The organism is Fictibacillus sp. Mic-4 (genome assembly GCF_049843615.1).
Taxonomy (GTDB): Bacteria; Bacillota; Bacilli; order Bacillales; family Fictibacillaceae; genus Fictibacillus_A; species Fictibacillus_A gelatini.
Genome location: NZ_JBBHZM010000006.1, coordinates 1 through 16711, shown reverse-complemented (window position 1 = coordinate 16711; position 16711 = coordinate 1). Strand labels below are relative to the sequence as shown.

Annotated in this window: 21 protein-coding genes; 13 read left to right on the top strand and 8 right to left on the bottom strand. The window is 43.4% G+C overall.

All coding sequences use genetic code 11. The features are described from left to right. Positions 1 to 20: 20 nt before the first annotated feature. Complete coding sequence (locus WD019_RS06465; RefSeq protein ID WP_425710963.1) at positions 21 to 359, top strand: MerR family transcriptional regulator; 339 nt, start codon at positions 21 to 23, stop codon at positions 357 to 359. Positions 360 to 643: 284 nt separating this feature from the next. On the opposite strand, the gene modB is transcribed toward WD019_RS06465, so the two are convergent. Both modB and modA read right to left on the bottom strand, forming a co-directional pair. After that, positions 644 to 1288, bottom strand: coding sequence for a molybdate ABC transporter permease subunit (gene modB / locus WD019_RS06460; protein WP_026679429.1), 645 nt, complete (start codon positions 1286 to 1288; stop codon positions 644 to 646). A 1-nt stretch (position 1289) separates the two neighbouring features. Further along, complete coding sequence (modA, locus tag WD019_RS06455; protein WP_425710962.1) at positions 1290 to 2090, bottom strand: molybdate ABC transporter substrate-binding protein; 801 nt, start codon at positions 2088 to 2090, stop codon at positions 1290 to 1292. 91 nt (positions 2091 to 2181) lie between these two features. Here modA and WD019_RS06450 point away from each other — a divergent pair, with 91 nt between their 5' ends. Together WD019_RS06450 and WD019_RS06445 are read left to right on the top strand one after the other, a co-directional pair. After that, a complete protein-coding gene (locus tag WD019_RS06450) occupies positions 2182 to 3108 on the top strand; it encodes a substrate-binding domain-containing protein (RefSeq protein ID WP_425710961.1) in 927 nt (308 codons plus the stop codon). Between the two features lie 216 nt (positions 3109 to 3324). Beyond that, positions 3325 to 3666, top strand: a complete 342-nt coding sequence (locus tag WD019_RS06445; protein ID WP_026679426.1) for a YmaF family protein — start codon at positions 3325 to 3327, stop codon at positions 3664 to 3666. A gap of 220 nt (positions 3667 to 3886) precedes the next feature. Here the strand turns inward: WD019_RS06445 and WD019_RS06440 are convergent, their stop codons facing one another. Further along, positions 3887 to 4840, bottom strand: a complete 954-nt coding sequence (locus tag WD019_RS06440) for a TIGR03943 family putative permease subunit (RefSeq protein ID WP_425710960.1) — start codon at positions 4838 to 4840, stop codon at positions 3887 to 3889. A 13-nt stretch (positions 4841 to 4853) separates the two neighbouring features. Continuing rightward, on the bottom strand, positions 4854 to 5873 hold the full coding sequence (locus tag WD019_RS06435; protein ID WP_425710959.1) for a permease: 1020 nt from the start codon (positions 5871 to 5873) through the stop codon (positions 4854 to 4856). Positions 5874 to 6014: 141 nt separating this feature from the next. Here WD019_RS06435 and WD019_RS06430 point away from each other — a divergent pair, with 141 nt between their 5' ends. Then, positions 6015 to 6989 carry a CobW family GTP-binding protein gene (locus WD019_RS06430; RefSeq protein ID WP_425710958.1) on the top strand — a complete coding sequence of 325 codons (975 nt, stop codon included), beginning with the start codon at positions 6015 to 6017 and terminating at the stop codon, positions 6987 to 6989. Positions 6990 to 7031: 42 nt separating this feature from the next. Here the strand turns inward: WD019_RS06430 and WD019_RS06425 are convergent, their stop codons facing one another. Next, positions 7032 to 8243 (bottom strand): GTP-binding protein, encoded by a 1212-nt coding sequence (locus tag WD019_RS06425; protein WP_081412776.1) that lies wholly within the window; start codon positions 8241 to 8243, stop codon positions 7032 to 7034. A 132-nt stretch (positions 8244 to 8375) separates the two neighbouring features. On the opposite strand from WD019_RS06425, the gene WD019_RS06420 reads away from it, so the two are divergent. From WD019_RS06420 to WD019_RS06410, 3 genes are all read left to right on the top strand, one after another. Next, positions 8376 to 8576, top strand: a complete 201-nt coding sequence (locus tag WD019_RS06420; protein WP_425710957.1) for a hypothetical protein — start codon at positions 8376 to 8378, stop codon at positions 8574 to 8576. Between the two features lie 15 nt (positions 8577 to 8591). Continuing rightward, positions 8592 to 8960, top strand: a complete 369-nt coding sequence (locus WD019_RS06415) for a (2Fe-2S) ferredoxin domain-containing protein (RefSeq protein WP_425710956.1) — start codon at positions 8592 to 8594, stop codon at positions 8958 to 8960. 110 nt (positions 8961 to 9070) lie between these two features. After that, entirely contained in the window at positions 9071 to 9310 is a 240-nt protein-coding gene (locus WD019_RS06410; protein ID WP_425710955.1) for a hypothetical protein, read from the top strand. 315 nt (positions 9311 to 9625) lie between these two features. On the opposite strand, the gene WD019_RS06405 is transcribed toward WD019_RS06410, so the two are convergent. Continuing rightward, a complete protein-coding gene (locus WD019_RS06405; RefSeq protein ID WP_425710954.1) occupies positions 9626 to 11005 on the bottom strand; it encodes a PLP-dependent aminotransferase family protein in 1380 nt (459 codons plus the stop codon). 110 nt (positions 11006 to 11115) lie between these two features. Here WD019_RS06405 and WD019_RS06400 point away from each other — a divergent pair, with 110 nt between their 5' ends. The 3 genes from WD019_RS06400 (at position 11116) to WD019_RS06390 (ending at position 13198) form a co-directional block, all read left to right on the top strand. Continuing rightward, complete coding sequence (locus tag WD019_RS06400) at positions 11116 to 11739, top strand: FMN-binding negative transcriptional regulator (protein WP_425710953.1); 624 nt, start codon at positions 11116 to 11118, stop codon at positions 11737 to 11739. Positions 11740 to 11802: 63 nt separating this feature from the next. Next, positions 11803 to 12441: a LysE family translocator gene (locus WD019_RS06395; protein ID WP_026679417.1), complete on the top strand. Its 639-nt coding sequence runs from the start codon at positions 11803 to 11805 to the stop codon at positions 12439 to 12441. A gap of 46 nt (positions 12442 to 12487) precedes the next feature. Continuing rightward, positions 12488 to 13198 (top strand): B3/B4 domain-containing protein, encoded by a 711-nt coding sequence (locus tag WD019_RS06390; protein WP_425710952.1) that lies wholly within the window; start codon positions 12488 to 12490, stop codon positions 13196 to 13198. A gap of 79 nt (positions 13199 to 13277) precedes the next feature. Here the strand turns inward: WD019_RS06390 and WD019_RS06385 are convergent, their stop codons facing one another. Further along, positions 13278 to 13958 (bottom strand): DMT family transporter, encoded by a 681-nt coding sequence (locus WD019_RS06385; RefSeq protein ID WP_425711042.1) that lies wholly within the window; start codon positions 13956 to 13958, stop codon positions 13278 to 13280. Between the two features lie 72 nt (positions 13959 to 14030). Here WD019_RS06385 and WD019_RS06380 point away from each other — a divergent pair, with 72 nt between their 5' ends. The 3 genes from WD019_RS06380 to WD019_RS06370 all read left to right on the top strand — a co-directional run bounded on the left by WD019_RS06380 (position 14031) and on the right by WD019_RS06370 (position 15357). Continuing rightward, entirely contained in the window at positions 14031 to 14228 is a 198-nt protein-coding gene (locus WD019_RS06380; RefSeq protein WP_425710951.1) for a hypothetical protein, read from the top strand. A gap of 275 nt (positions 14229 to 14503) precedes the next feature. After that, positions 14504 to 14842 (top strand): DUF4306 domain-containing protein, encoded by a 339-nt coding sequence (locus WD019_RS06375; RefSeq protein WP_425710950.1) that lies wholly within the window; start codon positions 14504 to 14506, stop codon positions 14840 to 14842. Positions 14843 to 14973: 131 nt separating this feature from the next. Further along, complete coding sequence (locus WD019_RS06370; protein WP_425710949.1) at positions 14974 to 15357, top strand: VOC family protein; 384 nt, start codon at positions 14974 to 14976, stop codon at positions 15355 to 15357. A gap of 151 nt (positions 15358 to 15508) precedes the next feature. Here WD019_RS06370 and WD019_RS06365 read toward each other — a convergent pair whose 3' ends face one another. Then, the gene (locus tag WD019_RS06365; protein WP_425710948.1) at positions 15509 to 16396 is read right to left on the bottom strand and encodes a glycerophosphodiester phosphodiesterase; all 888 of its coding nucleotides are present in this window, start codon (positions 16394 to 16396) and stop codon (positions 15509 to 15511) included. Between the last annotated feature and the right edge of the window lie 315 nt (positions 16397 to 16711).

The following is a 16711-nucleotide window of genomic DNA, read 5'->3' as shown; positions in this document are numbered from 1 at the left end:
AGAGTAAGGGAGGGAAGATTGTGAGCGATAAACATGAGATCGATCCATTGCTTGACTTTGATTTGTTAAAAAAACTTGTTGTGGGAATCGGAGAAGTTTCTGACATTACCGGGGTGCCGACAAGAAAAATACGCTACTGGGAAGAAAAAGGGATCATCGAGTCAGAGAAGGAAGGGGAAGGAACGACCCGCAGGTACAATTATATAAACATAAAAAAAATCCTTCTCATTCAAGAATTGATTGAAGAAGGATTCACGCTGGATGCGGCAGCTAAAAAGGTGGAGGCCCGGATGAAAAACATCAATGACGTTTTTCTCAAGCTGGCCAATACAGCTTCCAATGAGAAAAATAATGAATAATACCCTTGAGCCGATTTCATCATCGGCTTTTTCACGCTTCAAGAAAGCATTTATAAGCCCGTTTGCTAGATAGGCGCATTTAAAAGTCAAAATCGTAACAATTTTGAATGCAAAAAGGACAGATCGCAAAAATTCATCGCGATATTTTCCGAACTCCGTACTTTATTTTCCGAACTCCGAATTTTATTTTCTAAGTGGGAAATTTGTTTTCCAAAACACTTATTTTATTTTCCAAACCTCGAATTTTATTTTCCAAACCGCAATTGATACGAAATAAAAGAACATTATTTTTGTCTGAGCTGTACAATGACAAGCATCATAAATGAAATAGCGATGATTGCGAGCACCCAGAGCCAGGCTAACTGCATATTTCCGGAATCCATGGCGACATAAATGGCGGTTGGAATCGTTTGCGTCCTCCCGGGGATATTCCCAGCGAACATCAATGTTGCGCCAAATTCGCCGAGCGCTCTCGCAAAGCTCAAGACTGCCCCCGAAAGAAGCGATTTGAACGCAAGCGGAATGGAAATGAACAGCAGCACCTTGAATTCATTCGCCCCGTCCACTCTTGCCGCGTCTTCAATTTCTCCATCGACCGACTGAAATCCGGTTTTTGCCGCCTGGTACATTAACGGAAAGGCGACGACTGACGAAGCGATGACCGCCGCCCACCATGTGAACATAATCGGTTGATGAAAGATCCGGCCGACCGGGCTGTTACTCCCAAAGATGACAATCAGCAAGAAGCCAACGACGGATGGCGGAAGTACGAGCGGCAGCATAAGCATCGTTTCAACAATGACCTTTCCGGCAAAACGTTTCCGGGCCATCAGCCTCCCAACGATTGTGCCTGAAAGGATAACAAAAATGCTTGATACACATGCAATGCTGATCGATAGTTTTACTGGAGACCAGAAGTCGTTCACCATTTTATTGTTTCAATCCTTTAAACCCATGCTTTTTCAAAATACGGAGCGCTTCATCGCCCTGCATGAATCGGTAAAATGCTTCCGCCTGTTTCATATGTGTTGAGCTTTTAATAATGCCGAGCGGATAAACGATGGGCTGATGTGTGTCCTCATTCGCTGTTCGAACGATTTTCACTTTTGAGGAGGGAAGCGCGTCCGTTTTATAAACGAGCCCGGCATCCACATTACCGGTTTCTACATAGGACAGAACCTGGCGAACATCTTTTGCCTGGACGACTTTGTTTTGAACGTTGTCCCAGATTCTCAAATTTTGCAGTGTTTCTTTCGCATAGGCGCCTGCTGGAACGGATTCGGGTGTGCCGATGGCGATTTTTTTTATGTTGTTGTCCGTTAATTGCTCAAAACGCGAGACCTTTTCCTTTTCGTTTTTCGGAACGATCAAAACGAGATCATTTCCGACAAGATCGCAAGCTTGTTTTTTGTCGATCAATCCCTTTTGAACAAGAGAATCTAACTTGTCTTTGGCCGCGGAGAAGAACAAATCGACTGGCGCACCCTGGGATATTTGTTGCTCTAACGCTCCGGATGCGCCAAAATTAAAGGAAAGATGTACGTTGTTATGCTTTTTTTCATAGACGGATTTGATTTCAGCAAGCGCATCATTCAAGCTTGCGGCCGCTGAGATTGTCAGCTCCGTTTGTTTGCCGGCTGAGGAAGAATCTTTTTTTGTCACACCCGGAGTTGAACATCCGCTGCAAATCATAATGACGAACATTAAGATGGATATGAGAAATTTTTTCATAGCGCCCTCCAAATTATAATTCATTATAATTAGTTATAACTTATTATAATTGAATATAGATTAGTTTTTGCAAGAAAGAAGGGGATTTTTTATGAACAAAGAGCATTCATATACCGTTGAAGAAGTGGCCGGCCTTTTGAAAGTTTCAAAATTAACCGTTTACGACATTATTAAAAAAGGAGAATTGCCCGCTTTCCGTGTCGGGAGGCAAATGCGCATCGACCAGGCCGACCTTGAAAACTATAAGAGAGGAAATCGGCAGTCCGCCGTTGTGCCTTCACACAATGAAAAGCTGCAAAAAGTAGAAAAATCAAGCCCAAGAACCGTGGTCATTAGTGGACAAGATATGGTTCTCGACCTCCTTGCAAGTGAAATTGAAAAAAATTCTCCCTTAAGGCCATTGCGCTCTTATGTTGGCAGCTTAAATAGTCTTATCTCGATGTATCAGGGCGAGTGCGACATTGTCAGCCTGCATTTGTTTGATGGTGAAACAGGCGAATATAATGTTCCCTATGTTAAAAAGTTGCTTACTGGACATTCTTATACGGTTGTCAACCTCGTCTCGCGCATGGCCGGCTTCTATGTTCCAAACGGAAATCCCCAGAATATACAAACGTGGAGTGACCTGAGCAAGCCGTTCATTCAATTGGCCAATCGGGAAAAAGGCTCAGGGGCAAGGGTGTTGCTTGACGAACAATTAATCCTTCACAATATTTCACCAAACATCATTAGCGGCTATGAAAACGAGGAGTCAAATCATTTAAGCGTCGCTTCTGCGATCGCAAGCGGGAGAGCGAATGTAGGAATCGGTATTGAAAAAGCGGCCAGAATCGTCGGCATCGATTTCCTTCCTTTAATCCAAGAACGGTACGACCTTGTCATTCTCAAATCATCCGGGGAATTACTGAATGTCGTGAAACAAATTTTACGTTCCGATGCGTTTAAAAAAGAAGTCGCTTCCATCGGCGGCTATGATGTATCGCTGACCGGAGAAGTTATATATGAGACGCCTTTTTAAAGCGATCCGAATGACGGCCAGTGAATTTCATTAAAATGATCTGTTCGCGGACATTCGTGCCGCCACATTCGAGAAAGTTTTACAGGAGTAAAAATTTTGGTGCCAGGGTCCTGATTCAGCCGCCTGGAAATGAAGCCTTGCGTTTTTCACGCGCCAGGTCAACAATACTATTTCGGCGCATAAACATGATAAAAATGCATAAAAGGGGGAAGCTGCATGAATCGAAAAATTGGGAAGGATGACTTTGTGGAAGGATTTGTTCCGCATCATACCCATGGTTCTGTCGATTATACGTCGATGGAAGGAGGGCATGTACACCAATGCCTGGATGTTACACATCCTCCGACCCGCACCCAGGATGGCAGCCATATTCATTATACGGAGGGATATGTCGTTTTTGAAGACGGCCACACCCATCATTACCAGGCCTGGTCCGGACCGGCGATCCCGGTGGGGAACGGGATGCATGTCCATTATTACGATTTCTATACGTCAACCGATGATGGGCATAGGCATCGGGTAAAGGGAGTCGACCAGCCGGCCCCCGGGAACAAGTGAGATGGACTTTTCTAAAGCCCGCCGGGATAAATAAGGGATGCAAGAAATTTCCTCATTTAGCGATTAGAAAAATAAATCAACACTTTCTAGAGAGGGACGGTGAACATATCAGTTCGCCGTTCCTTTTACATTTCTCATCAGTAAAACGGGAAATACCCGGGCGTTGATTTTTCTAAATGGGTGTCTTATCGCATCCCACGATCTATCCATCATTCCATGGCTACATGTCCGGGTACACATAAGGGTCTTTCGGCTCTTTAATTCTTGTCAAGTGTTGGACTTTCATGAGCGGGATCGGATGTTTGTTGTAAACGGATTTCGTTATGACACCAGTTGCTTTGATCCATGCATCATCTTGATAGGCTTTCATGTCTTTGCTTGACATGAGGACGCCATAAACAGAAGCATCCGCTATGCAGCACTCCACGGCAAAGCGGGCAACGACGGCTTGATCCGCTTTGAAGCCGGATTCCCGGTAAACAAAACCACTAATCTCCATTTGTTTGCCGACAAACGGGCGAATGTCATGATCCATGGCAGCCATGACTTCCATAAAGTTGTTCGGAGTGACGATGATTTTATTTGTCCTCGCGAGCGTATTCACCAAAGAAGCGTAATACGCTCGGGCATCATCTGATCCTGCAGCAGATTCGTCTACTCCGGCTTGTTTTGCTGCATTTTTTTCCATTTTTTTTATATAGCCATCTGGATCCTTCAAATATTCGTCGGCATCGATTTTAAATGCGTTTGATTTCTCGTTCTCCATTTTTGGGGGACTCGGCTTCGAATAAATGCCAGAGCCATATTTGACGCCGCGATTTTTCGCAACGGATGTGTCCAACGCCGCTTCCGGGATCATGAGGCCGGCTAAAACCGGGATGACGAAAATGAGATAGAGAGAAAACTGGGCTAGCGGGGAGCCTTTTGGGCGGTGATCAATGCCGCAGCCGCAATTCATTTCCTCCTCCGTGTTTTTCGCCGTCCCCCTGAACATCTGGACGGCACCGAGCAAACCAAAGCCAATCATGGCCATATACGAAAAAGGCACCATTCGCGGCGAAACGTACGAGTTGATTTTCCCGCTTACGATAAAAGCAAATAGGAGCAGCATGAATCCGAATAATATGATCGCGCGAATATACGTATGGAATTCCCAATCTTGTTCATTCTTCAATTCCTTCCCTCCATTATAAAATGAATTTCAGGCACAGGGCCGAGAAAAACACAACTACTGTGACAATTGAAATGAACGCGAGAACAAAGCGGGTGTTGAACGTGGCAAAGAGCATGAGCGCATTTTTAATGTCCAGTATGGGACCGTATACGAGAAAAGCGATTAACGACACCTTTGAAAACGTGGTGCCAAAGGAAGCGGCAATAAATGCGTCGGCTTCTGAACAAATCGACAAAAGAAACGAGAGTCCCATCATCAGGCCAGTGGAGCGGACATCATCCGTTCCGATGGATAGAAGGAAATTCCTGTTGAAAAAGGTTTGGAACAGGCTGGCAAGAAACGCGCCGATAATGATGTATTTGCCAGTGTCAAAAAATTCATCTGAAGCATGGTAAAACGTCTGCTTCCATCTGCTTAACGTTCGCGTTGCCCCCGATACGGCTTCACCGGCCAATTCTTCCTTGCTCCACTTCAATTCTTTGCGGTTTTTGAAAAAAAAATAGGTGATGGTCCCCACTATGGCCGCCACAAAAATGGCAAGACCCATCCGCGCGTAAAGGATCGCCTCATGATTCCGGAACGCAAAATAGGTTGATAGGAGGACGACAGGATTAAGGATAGGGGTGGAAATAAGCAAGACAGCCCCGATATGGAGGGGCAATCCTTTTTTTATCAATCTTCTCACCACAGGAACGATTGCGCATTCGCATAATGGAAAAGCAAAGCCAAGCAAAATCGCGGGAACAATCGCCATTATCGGTTTTTTTGGAATGAATTTCGCGATCGCTTTTTCTGAAACGAATGTTTGGATAAAGGATGAAATAAACACGCCTAATAGAATAAAAGGAATGGTCTCGATGATGATGCTCAAAAAAATGGTGTTGAATTGGACGAACATTTTTGGGAGTTTCGCCATCAGCGGATCCTGTTTAATCTGTTCCGTGAAAAGGAAAGAAACGAGAAACATTAAAAAAAGGCAAATCCCGATTACATCTTTTCTCAAAGAGCCTTCCGTCTTTTTTATGTAAGCCATAAAGGGTGCCCTCCTAATTTTCATCCAACAAAGCTGAAAAATGATATTTTAATTCTAAATCATAATCATTACGATTTGCAAGTATTATAGGATTGGGATCGCCAATGCAATCAAACTATTTTTGTACATAGGAGGATATTTATGAAAATGAGGAAAATTCCAGTGTTTATTTTGACAGGGTTTCTTGGGAGCGGCAAAACGACAGTCATGCTGAACATGCTCCAACATTGCAAAAGCATGAACGCCACGCCCGGAATCGTATTGAATGAACTGGGCCAGGCGAATGTCGAAAGTCACCTCTTTCAGCGTGAAAAAATGGTAGAGTTGCTGGATGGCTGCATTTGCTGCACGGTTAAGGAGAACTTGATTGAAGAGCTGGCGCTTTTTTTGAAAAAAGAGAACGAGGTGGATGTGCTCCTTATTGAAGGGACGGGAATTGCCAATCCAAAAGAAATCGTGGAAGCGCTGAAGGATCCCGCGCTCATGGATCGCTTTGAAATCCAGTCGATCATCGGCATCGTCGATTGCAGCAAGTTTTTGGAATATGGCAGCATCTTTTCGAGTTCGAAGGAAATCCGCGATTTGCTTGATGAACAATTAAGTGCAAGCACGTTGATCATCTTAAATAAAACCGATCTTGTCAGCGAAAAGGTAAAGGGAAAAGCCATAAAGAAAATACAGAAACTGCTTCAAGGGCAAACAAAAACCATTGAAACGGCATTTGGGAAAGTTGACATGGACACCGTGTTTAAGAAATGGGCCGGTTCTTTTACCGTCCCGGCGCCCGATCAAGCGAACAGCCCCCATCATAAAGAAGGCCACCACCATCCATTCCAGGCAATAAAAATGGAAAATGTTCCGGCCATTGAACGCGCTTCGATTGAGAAATGGCTCCATGCCCTCCCGGAAAATGTTGTGAGGGGCAAGGGGATCGTCCGTTTAAAGAGAGAAGGCGGGTTATTCCAATTCCAGTATGCTTCAGGCCGGTCTCATTTCACGAGGCTCGCGTGTGAAGAAAAGCGCGAGACGTGCATCATCATGATCGGGCACCGATTGCCGGTGAAGGAGATGAAAGAAAGCTTCCGGCGACTTGTCTTAAAAACGGCGAGCTCTTAATACATAAGCTCCCTTCCAGTATTCCTGAAAGGGAGCTTATGTTTATTGTTCTGTGCCAATGGCAAACTGGGGCAGCGGATCGGACAGCTTGTCCCAATCACCGCTCATTTCTTTATTCGTCAAAAGGCAGTTATCGAGAGACTGTTCAACCTGTTGTCGGTTCATGTCGAGGCCGATGAAAACGAGTTCAGTCATGCGATCGCCATATACTTCGTCCCAGTTTTTCTGCAATTCGGGGTCTTCGTCGAGCAGCTTTTGCCGTTCATTCTCTGGATAGGCGGCAAGCCACTCGCCTGCGCCCTGGATGATGATGGAAGTTCCTGCTTGCGATAGCAGCCCGGCCATATTATTCCGTGTGGCCACCCAGAAGATGCCCTTTGCCCGGACGACATCTTCCGGCCAATTTTCGAGCCATTCAAGTAAACGCTCAGGATGGAATGGCCGTTTTCTCCGGTAAACGAAAGATGAAATTCCGAATTCCTCTGTTTCAGGCGTATGTTCCTCGTTCAGCTCTTTTAGCCATCCGGCGGACTGGCTCGCTTGCTCGAAGTCAAACCGCTTTGTATTCAAAACATCTTTTAATGGAACGTTTGCAAAGGCCGTCTCGATGATTTTGGCTTCAGGCTGCAGTTTCCGCAAAACCCCTTTCAGCCGGTCAACTTCTTCTTGCTCGACTAAATCGGTTTTATTGAGGATGAGCACATTGGAAAACTCAATTTGGTCAATGATTAAATCGATCACTTCGCGGGCATCATTCTCGTTCACTGCCTGCTTTCGGTCGAGCAAGCTTTCTCCAGATGCAAAGTCATCCCAAAAGCGGTTGGCATCGACGACCGTGACCATCGTATCCAGCCTGCATGATTTGGTCAAATCGATCCCCAATTCCTCGTCGATGTATGTAAATGTTTGCGCCACAGGGATCGGCTCGCTTATTCCAGAAGATTCGATGACGATATAATCAATGTTTCCTTGCTTGATCAACTTTTCGACTTCTTTCATCAAGTCTTCGCGGAGGGTGCAGCAAATGCAGCCGTTTTGCATTTCGACCAGCTTTTCCTCTGTTCGCGAAAACCCGCCTTGTTTCACAAGAGCCGCATCAACATTGATCTCGCTCATGTCATTGACGATGACCGCGATTTTAAGCCCTTCGCGGTTCGCTAAAATGTGATTGAGCAAAGTTGTTTTTCCCGAACCGAGATAACCGCTCAGGACCGTTACGGGAATTTTTTTCACTGTAAAACACTCCTTATCCATAAAACGTAATCATTACGATTTAACAATAGCATAAACCGTTAAAAAAAGAAAAGCGTAATTTTTCCGTAAGCCTCGCTGCGAAAAGGAAAAAATATTTTTCTTGACTTATCAACAAATAAGGTAGTAGTATTTTTGATAAATCGTAATCATTACGATTTATATTTTAGGAAATGGAGAAAAGAACTGAAAAGAAACTATATCCTTTTGGCTTGTTCGGCCTTAATGACTGGCTGCGATGCCGCCAGCAGCAAGCCAAAACAAGCAACTGATCAACATCTGTCCTATGGTAAAAAAGAGCTGCATATTGTCGACGTTTTATCCATGAATGAATAAGAAAGGAAGGTAACAATGGCTACCTGGGATTTTTCTGAATTAAAACACCATATTCTCATCTGCAATGGCGCATCGTGCTTGCGCAATCAAGGAGATGAAGTAACCAACGCGATCAGGGCTGAGCTAAACCGCCGGGGTCTTGATGAGGTGATTCATACAACAAGAACGAGGTGCAATGGCAGGTGTCATGATGCATGTGTGACAATCGTCTATCCAGAAGGGATTTGGTATAAGGATATCAAGCCCGGGGACGCAAAAGCCCTCGTGCAATCGATCGCAAGCGGGGCAGCATTAGATAAGAAAATCAGCCATTCATACCAGCATCATCAATTTGTGAGAAATAAAGAAAACAGCGTCATTAAAGGCGTGAAAAAATATCGATAAATCTCTTGTGTGAACAGCGTGCATCCCATAGACGGAATAAAATTAATTTCGACACGCGAGTCCCGGGCGAAGGACGTGTGAAGTATTTCGGCATCATTAGGGGAGGGAAAATGAGTGCCATTGACTATAAAAAAGAGGCGCCCAAAGTTGTTCGGTGCAAGATTATCATACCCAGCGACACATACACGGAAGAAACAAACGAAAGCGGCAGGCTAATCCATCAGTTGCTAGAAGAAGATGGCCATGGCGCATCAGGCTATGAAATTATGAAAGGTGAACGACATTCAATTTACAAAGCCGTCATTTTAGGTGATGAATTTCAATCGGAAATTGCCGCCCAATTCTGTTGAAGACCGATCGTCCCTCCCTTACCAGGCGGCTTGTTCTTTTGTGATCGAAAGAAGCAGCTTCCCTTGCCAATTTTATTAATGATAGAGATTGGGCTGTTCTTAATACCGTATGAAAGCCTTTCGCGCGATTATCCAATTTCAATCGTCTCTTGCCCTAAAAGCGGGAAAGCTTCCGTCCAAATATACAAAGACGAAAAGCCCTCTTTCTAAAAAACGAACTTAGCCATGGAAAAATCGATTTTTTCCTTCGGTAACGAAAAATCGGTTTCTAAAAGTAAAGTTTGTTGAAGACGTTACTTACTATCCTGAGCGTTTTTAAACCCAGGCTTTTTTTAAGAGTTTTACACCAAGCTCAATTTCATCAAAAGAAAGGTGACTAAATCCAAGTTTAATCATCGGTTGATCGGTATAGTTTTTTACGAAATAGAGTGAGGTGGGACGCACATTAACACCATATGAAGAAGCACGCTCGATTAGCCATTCTTCAGAGCGGTTCAAGTGTACTTTAATTAATACGTACAAACCAGACTGCTCGCCAATAATCGAAATCGTTTGTCCGAATTGTTTTCTTAGTTCAGAAACTAAGTGCTGCATTTTTCGTTTATAAACAAGACGCATGCGTTTAATGTGGCGATTCCATTCTCCTTCCTCCATAAATTTAGCCATGGTGAGCTGGCTAAGAATGGAAGTGGTACTTTCAAAATAACGGAATTGAAGTTTATAACGTTCTAAAAGCGGTTCCGGCAATACCATATAGCTTAAACGGATTCCTGGAAGAAATGACTTTGAGAAATTCCCTAAATAAATGACTCTTGCTGAATCAATGGAGGCAAGAGCGGGAAATGGTTGTTGGGTATAGCGAAATTCACTATCATAATCGTCTTCGATAATATACCCGCGCATCTTGTTCACCCAATGAATAAGCGTTTGCCGTTGCCCGATAGACATACTTGCTCCCATTGGACTTTGATGGGAAGGGGTGACATAGATTAACCGTGATTTCATTTGTTCTAATAGTGAAAGATCAGCGCCTGTTTCATCAACCGGCAACGTTTCAAACGTGAAACGATGGAATTGAAAAGCTTCCCTGGCGCCGTCGTATCCAGGGTCTTCAACGATAATGCTCCGGAATTCATCCTTTAGGATTTGCCCAAGGTAGACAAGCATTTGTTGGGTACTGCTTCCGATAATGATTGCATCTGCATTTGTTTTCACTCCGCGTGATTGAAATAAATAGGCGGAAATTTGTTCGCGCAAGGCTACTTCCCCAAATGGTTCCCCGTATCGAAAGCTTTCCTGCAAAGTTAAAACATGATTGGCGATTCTTCTCCAAATTTTCAGCGGGAAATGTGTTTGATCAACGCTATCTGCCCTGAAATTAACAATCGGAGGTTTCTTGGCCTCTGTCTGTTTTTTAGGATAAGAGATGAATGCCTCCTGAGAGATCAGAGGTTCTAGCTCATTTGCAAAATAACCTTTTCGTCCTTCCCCGCGAATATACCCTTCAGCTACAAGCTGTTCATAAGCCATTAATGTTGTATTTCGGCTTACTTGAAGAGAGTCTGCGAGTTGGCGAATGGAGGGCAATTGCTCGTTAGCTTTTATGTCGCCTTGCTCAATAAATAATTTAAATTGCTCATAGATTTGTTTGTATTTGGGAGAGTCATTATTGAGTCTAAAAATGGTCGTTTTCATTTACGATCCCTTCTGACATGTATATTTATTTAATATTGTACCTTTTTTCATGTCAGTATGCATAGTACTATTTTTTTAAAGTTAAATTACAAGTTGAAAGGATGATGATTGTGTATATTCCTAAGTATTACCGTATGGATCATAATGAAGCAGTTCAAATGATGAAATCTAATCCGTTTGCCTTATTGGTTACGGTTGATGGAGAGCGCCCGTTGGCTACCCACCTTCCGCTCGACATTCGTGAAGAGGAAGGGAAAATCTTTGCGACCGGGCACATTGCATACGGAAACAGGCAGAAAAAAACGTTGGATCCTCATCGTGAAGTGTTGCTTATTTTTCAAAGGCCGCACGCTTACATTTCATCAAGTTGGTATGAGGTTGAAGAGGTTCCTACATGGGATTATCTCGCTGTACATGCATATGGGACCGCTCGTGTGATCAGTGGGGATGAGTTGAGATCGGCTCTGGATTCGATGCTTCAACATTATGAATCTCACCGGGAAAATGGCCGGCTCTGGGATACGTTTGATCCAGAGTTGCTTGAGAGTGAAATGAAAGGAATCGTTGGCTTTGAAATTGAAATCACCGATATTCAAGCTGCAGCCAAAATGAGCCAGAATCGCAGTGACACCGATTACAAATCGATTGTCGCAGAGCTTGAAAAATCAAATGAACAAGGGGAAACTCAGGTTGCCCGGTGGATGCGTGAAAAGCGGAAAGAACTTTTTAAATAATGGGCCTAACTCTTGTTTCTTGAAATAAATCATCTGCAAAAATACTACAAGGAGTTGGATTTTATGGAGTTTTCGACAATTTGGCTATTTGTCATTGCTGCGGCTACATTGTTAATCATACCTGGACCAGCTGTACTCTATATTATGGCAAGAAGCATCGATCAAGGAAAGAAAGCGGGCCTGGTATCCGTTCTTGGCGTATCTCTTGGCGGTTCTGTCCATGTTTTAGCTGGAGCCATCGGGGTTTCTGCGATCCTTATGACATCAGCAACAGCCTTTACGATCGTTAAATTCCTGGGGGCCGCTTATCTGATCTATCTGGGGTGCAAAACGTTATTTTCTGCATCTGATTCTACGGCTTCAGAAATTCCAAAAGCCCCTCGCAAAAAATTAATAAAGATTTTTTATCAATCAGCGCTCGTAGAAATAATGAACCCTAAGACGGCACTCTTTTTCTTAGCTTTCTTTCCGCAATTTATATCACCTTCTGCTGGTTCCGTCCCAGTGCAATTTTTGCTTTTAGGAATGATATTTATTATTCTGGCTTTTATAAGTGATAGTTTGTATGCAGCTCTTGCAGCAAGTATTAGAAAGCGGATTTTGGACAGAAAAGTGAGTTCAAAGCTACAGTCCCGGATAACTGGTTATTTGTATATTGTTCTAGGGGTGTTCTCCGCCTTTGCCAGCCCTTCCAAAACATAGGCGTGTACACCCGGACTATAAGTAAAATGAAAGGGAGAGATCGTTGATGCCTCGGTTGATCATTGAAGATGATTTTTGGTCATTATTCCCTCAAGCAAAAATAGGTACCGTTATTTGCCGGGGGATTGATAATTCAATAAGGGATGTTGAAATTTACGAGAAGTTGCTCAGGGAGGCAGAGAAAGAAGCACATCAATTCTTAAGTCTGGAGGAATTCAGCAAGAATCCAGCCATCTCCGTCTGGCGGGAAGCTTTTCGGAAATTCAAGACAAAGAAAGGAGCAAGGAGTTCCATCGAAGCGTTATTAAAAAGAGTGAAAAATGGCAATCCTATCGGAACCATTAACCCGCTTGTTGACATCTATAATTCAATTTCATTACGCTATGGGCTTCCGTGTGGCGGAGAAGATATCGACACTTTTGTAGGCGATATTCGGCTAACACGGGCAAATGGTGATGAACCGTTTATTCCATTAGGGAGTGTGGAAAATGCTTCACCATATGAAGGTGAAATTGTTTATAAAGATGATGGCGGTGCGATATGCAGATGCTGGAATTGGCGCGAAGCCCAGAGGACGATGCTGACGGAAAATACGAAAAATGCATTCCTTTGCATTGAATTAATAGATGAGACAAGAAGCGATGAGTTTCATATGGCTCTAAACGCATTGTCTGATTTAGTGTCATATCATCTTGGTGGTAGTGTGAAGGTTGAAGTGCTAGATATGAATAATAGGGAAACTGCAATCTTTGGTTAAGGCAAAATGGCCATCTATATTTAGCCTATTTAATTTTCGGTGAACCGGATGGGGAATCGGGAGGAATGAATGAAACCGTTCACTCCAACTTAGCCCCATTGTTTCTTTTGTTTAGCCCGCGTTTCATAAGCGGGCCTTGCCAGTTGATTTGTGCTAGAAATACACCTGATAACACGAATAGACAGCCTACATACCCTTTTGCTGTGAGCATTTCCCCTGCGAATAGAAAAGCGAAAACGGCTGAGAAAACCGGTTCCAATGAAAAAATGAGGCTTGTGTGGGTCGGAGTTGTATGTTTCTGGGCAGCGGTTTGCATGATGAATCCAAAAGCGCTGCAAAACACGCCCAACCCCAATACAGCAACCCATGACCCGGGCGTGCCCGGAAGCTCAGGCGTCTCGAAAAGCGTTGAAAATAAGAGGCCCCACATAGCGGCAAACCCGAGTTGCACCACTCCAAGCGTGATGGAATCGACATTCTTCGTCAGTCTGCCCGTCATCATAATGTTCAAGGCATAAAACAAGGCGCATAAGATGCACAAAAGATCGCCGGAATGAACCGCCAATTGATGGTTTAGCGTCAACAGGCCAATGCCTGCAAGAGCCAATAACACGCCGAAAACTATCCTCTTTTCAGGCGCTTTTTTAAAAAAAACGGCCGAATACAGCGGGACGAATACAACTGTAAGACTGACCAGAAACCCGGCATTTGAAGCGGAGGTCGACTTCACTCCAAATGTAACAGAGGCGAATACAAAAATAAAATCGAGCCTAATAGAAATCCATATTTGATCGTTTGATTGTTAGCCTGAAGGAGACGCCGGCGGTAGAGGATGGCAGATAAAAGAAAAAGCAATGCCAAAACGCCAGGCGATCAAATTGAATTCCCGCATTCCGCCGAGCACCATCTTCATGAACAAGTACGACGAACCCCAAAAAATAGTTACGACGAGCATCATCAAATCCTCCTTTGCCTGCGTCTTCATCCCATTACCCCTCTTGATCCGAAAATAGGATTGCTTTATTGGTAGTATGCAAATAAATTGAAGGCAAGAAAACTGAATGTTTTTAAATCTTTAGTTAAAAACATTCATGAAATAACACCACTAGAGAAGTTGAATCTGTTTTTTGCTTTCATCATCGTATCTTTTACTTAGGCGAAATTGAACATAAGAACGTTCTTAGCCGATAGGGCATTAGAGATAGAACGTTTGATCGGGTACTAGGAAAAGATAGTACTTTCCAAAGATATTCTTATACATTTACAATAAAGCCAATTAACGGAAAACCAGAGGTGAGGTGCAAGGTGAAAAGGAATGGAAATTGTTCATGGGGACCATGGAGTGTGGCAAGGCTCATTCTTTTTATCGTGCTATTGCCGATATTTGCGTTTAGCTTTTTCGTCACTACCTGGACAGCTTCCTATTTGATGCTTGATGAAGATTGGAGAAATGAAATTGTCTTTACCCCTGAAAGCGTAACCGAACCCGATCAAATTTATGATGTGGATAAATTCATTTATGCATTTAAATGTGAACCGATAATGACTGCAGTTTTGCTTTTATCATTTTTACTCTTAATGGGATTAATCATTTACTGGATTGGAAAAATAACGTCGCATATTATACGTAGAATCATAAGGTAATTGCTTCTTGCACTAGACGGTCAATCAAGCTGAACGATCAGCTTTTTTTTGAACGGAGTAGAATTGTAACAAGGATAATCCGAAAGGTTTGCAGAAATAAATAATAACGCCAAAACCAGGGAGGGAAATGAATGATTAATCAAGTTGGTCAAATTATGTTGTACGTCAACGATCAGGATGGGGCAGTCAATTTTTGGACAGAAAAAGTAGGATTTAGCGTGATTTCGGATGAGAATAACGGCCAGGGAATGAGATGGATTGAAATCGCCCCAACAAAGGAAGCTGAAACGAGCATTATTCTTCACAATAAGGAACTCGTTGCTAAAATGCAGCCTGAATTAAATCTCGGAACGCCTTCGTTAATGTTTTTCACGGAAAATCTCGATAAGTTATACAACGATTTAGCAAGTAAAAATGTAACTGTCGGGGAAATTGTCAATATGCCTTCCGGACGGGTATTTAACTTCGCCGATAACGAAAACAATTATTTTGCGGTTATGGAAAAGAGCAAGTAGACTACGAGTCTACTTGCTCTTTTTAACAGCCGGAACATAAGATTTTTTGCTGATCGCTTCCGTAAATAAAAAAGAAGACCCTGCGTATGCAGGATCATCTTCAAAAACTGCCAGGTTATTGCCAGCCAAAGGGGCTTTTTTTACACGTACTCTACTTTTCTTGCAAAACCTCCTGCAGGCGGTCAGGGAAGTTGGTGAACATTCCCGTCACTCCCCAATCGAGCAGTTTGCGCATATCTTTTTTATCATTGACCGTATAAGGATGGATGAGAAGTCCGTGTTTTCTCACCTTTTGAACGTACGCTTTGTCAATTTTGTCGAAATTCATTCCAATACCGACGCTGTACGTCTTATATTCTTCCAGCTCGGCGTCAGTGACGGCCGCATTGCTGTCGTACCATAATAATTGCACGAGAGGAATGGCAGGGTTCAGCTTATGGACTTTCTTCAAGCTTTCTGGGCTGAACGATTGGATGATGACTTTACTGGAAGGAACATTTGGCCCTGTCAATTTGTATTTGTTCAGGATGCTGAGCAGCTTTTCTTCCATTCCCGGATATACTTCAGGTGATTTCGTTTCGATATAGTAGTTGGCGCCTCTGCCGAATTTTTGGATCACTTCTTCCAGCGTAGGCACCTTCAGGCCGGCGTATTCATCTCTGGCAAGGTCCGGGTACTTTTCATTGAACCAGGAGCCGGCGTCGAGCCGCTTGATTTCTTGCAATGTGCGCTCCTTAACGGGGCCCGTCCCGTTTGTTGTCCGGTCCAATGATTCATCATGCATCGCAATCAGTTTTCCGTCTTTCGTCATTTGAAGATCGATTTCTATATAATCGCCTTTCATTTTTTGCCCCATTTCATAGGATAGCATTGTATGCTCTGGAGCATGGCCTGATGCGCCGCGGTGGGCAATGTTTAAAATTTTGTTCGGATTGAGCGACGGATGGTTCGGTTCAGCCGCCTCCGCTTTACAAGCTACTCCTGCTCCAATCCCAACAAGGGCCGCTGACATGAAGACACTTCTTACTATTCTTTTCATTGCACGAATTCTCCTCTCTATTAACATCGTTTATAGGATAATTGATAGATTTTAAGACAATGGATGTTTCCTGTGAAGAAAGCGTAAATGTTTTGTAAAGTGAGAACTGTCAAACGCATGGCGGGGAAAAATGCCAGCGGCCTCTGCCGGCGAATTATTCCATTTCAATGAAACTAGAAAACTAGTGCCCCTTCATCTAAGAACGTTCTTATTGATAAGAAAATGAAAGTAAAAAATAGGTTTAAACTTCTTTATTGTGGTCTATTTTTATGGCATTTGGACAATAAACAGTTGATATCCGATAATAAGTAGATA

Excerpts from the sequence above, each read along its gene's own strand:
- modB (WP_026679429.1), bottom strand. The coding sequence starts at position 1,288 with ATGGTGAACGACTTCTGGTCTCCAGTAAAACTATCGATCAGCATTGCA.
- modA (WP_425710962.1), bottom strand. The coding sequence starts at position 2,090 with ATGAAAAAATTTCTCATATCCATCTTAATGTTCGTCATTATGATTTGC.
- WD019_RS06450 (WP_425710961.1), top strand. The coding sequence starts at position 2,182 with ATGAACAAAGAGCATTCATATACCGTTGAAGAAGTGGCCGGCCTTTTG.
- WD019_RS06445 (WP_026679426.1), top strand. The coding sequence starts at position 3,325 with ATGAATCGAAAAATTGGGAAGGATGACTTTGTGGAAGGATTTGTTCCG.
- WD019_RS06435 (WP_425710959.1), bottom strand. The coding sequence starts at position 5,873 with ATGGCTTACATAAAAAAGACGGAAGGCTCTTTGAGAAAAGATGTAATC.
- WD019_RS06430 (WP_425710958.1), top strand. The coding sequence starts at position 6,015 with ATGAAAATGAGGAAAATTCCAGTGTTTATTTTGACAGGGTTTCTTGGG.
- WD019_RS06425 (WP_081412776.1), bottom strand. The coding sequence starts at position 8,243 with ATGGATAAGGAGTGTTTTACAGTGAAAAAAATTCCCGTAACGGTCCTG.
- WD019_RS06415 (WP_425710956.1), top strand. The coding sequence starts at position 8,592 with ATGGCTACCTGGGATTTTTCTGAATTAAAACACCATATTCTCATCTGC.
- WD019_RS06410 (WP_425710955.1), top strand. The coding sequence starts at position 9,071 with ATGAGTGCCATTGACTATAAAAAAGAGGCGCCCAAAGTTGTTCGGTGC.
- WD019_RS06405 (WP_425710954.1), bottom strand. The coding sequence starts at position 11,005 with ATGAAAACGACCATTTTTAGACTCAATAATGACTCTCCCAAATACAAA.
- WD019_RS06395 (WP_026679417.1), top strand. The coding sequence starts at position 11,803 with ATGGAGTTTTCGACAATTTGGCTATTTGTCATTGCTGCGGCTACATTG.
- WD019_RS06390 (WP_425710952.1), top strand. The coding sequence starts at position 12,488 with ATGCCTCGGTTGATCATTGAAGATGATTTTTGGTCATTATTCCCTCAA.
- WD019_RS06380 (WP_425710951.1), top strand. The coding sequence starts at position 14,031 with ATGGCAGATAAAAGAAAAAGCAATGCCAAAACGCCAGGCGATCAAATT.
- WD019_RS06370 (WP_425710949.1), top strand. The coding sequence starts at position 14,974 with ATGATTAATCAAGTTGGTCAAATTATGTTGTACGTCAACGATCAGGAT.
- WD019_RS06365 (WP_425710948.1), bottom strand. The coding sequence starts at position 16,396 with ATGAAAAGAATAGTAAGAAGTGTCTTCATGTCAGCGGCCCTTGTTGGG.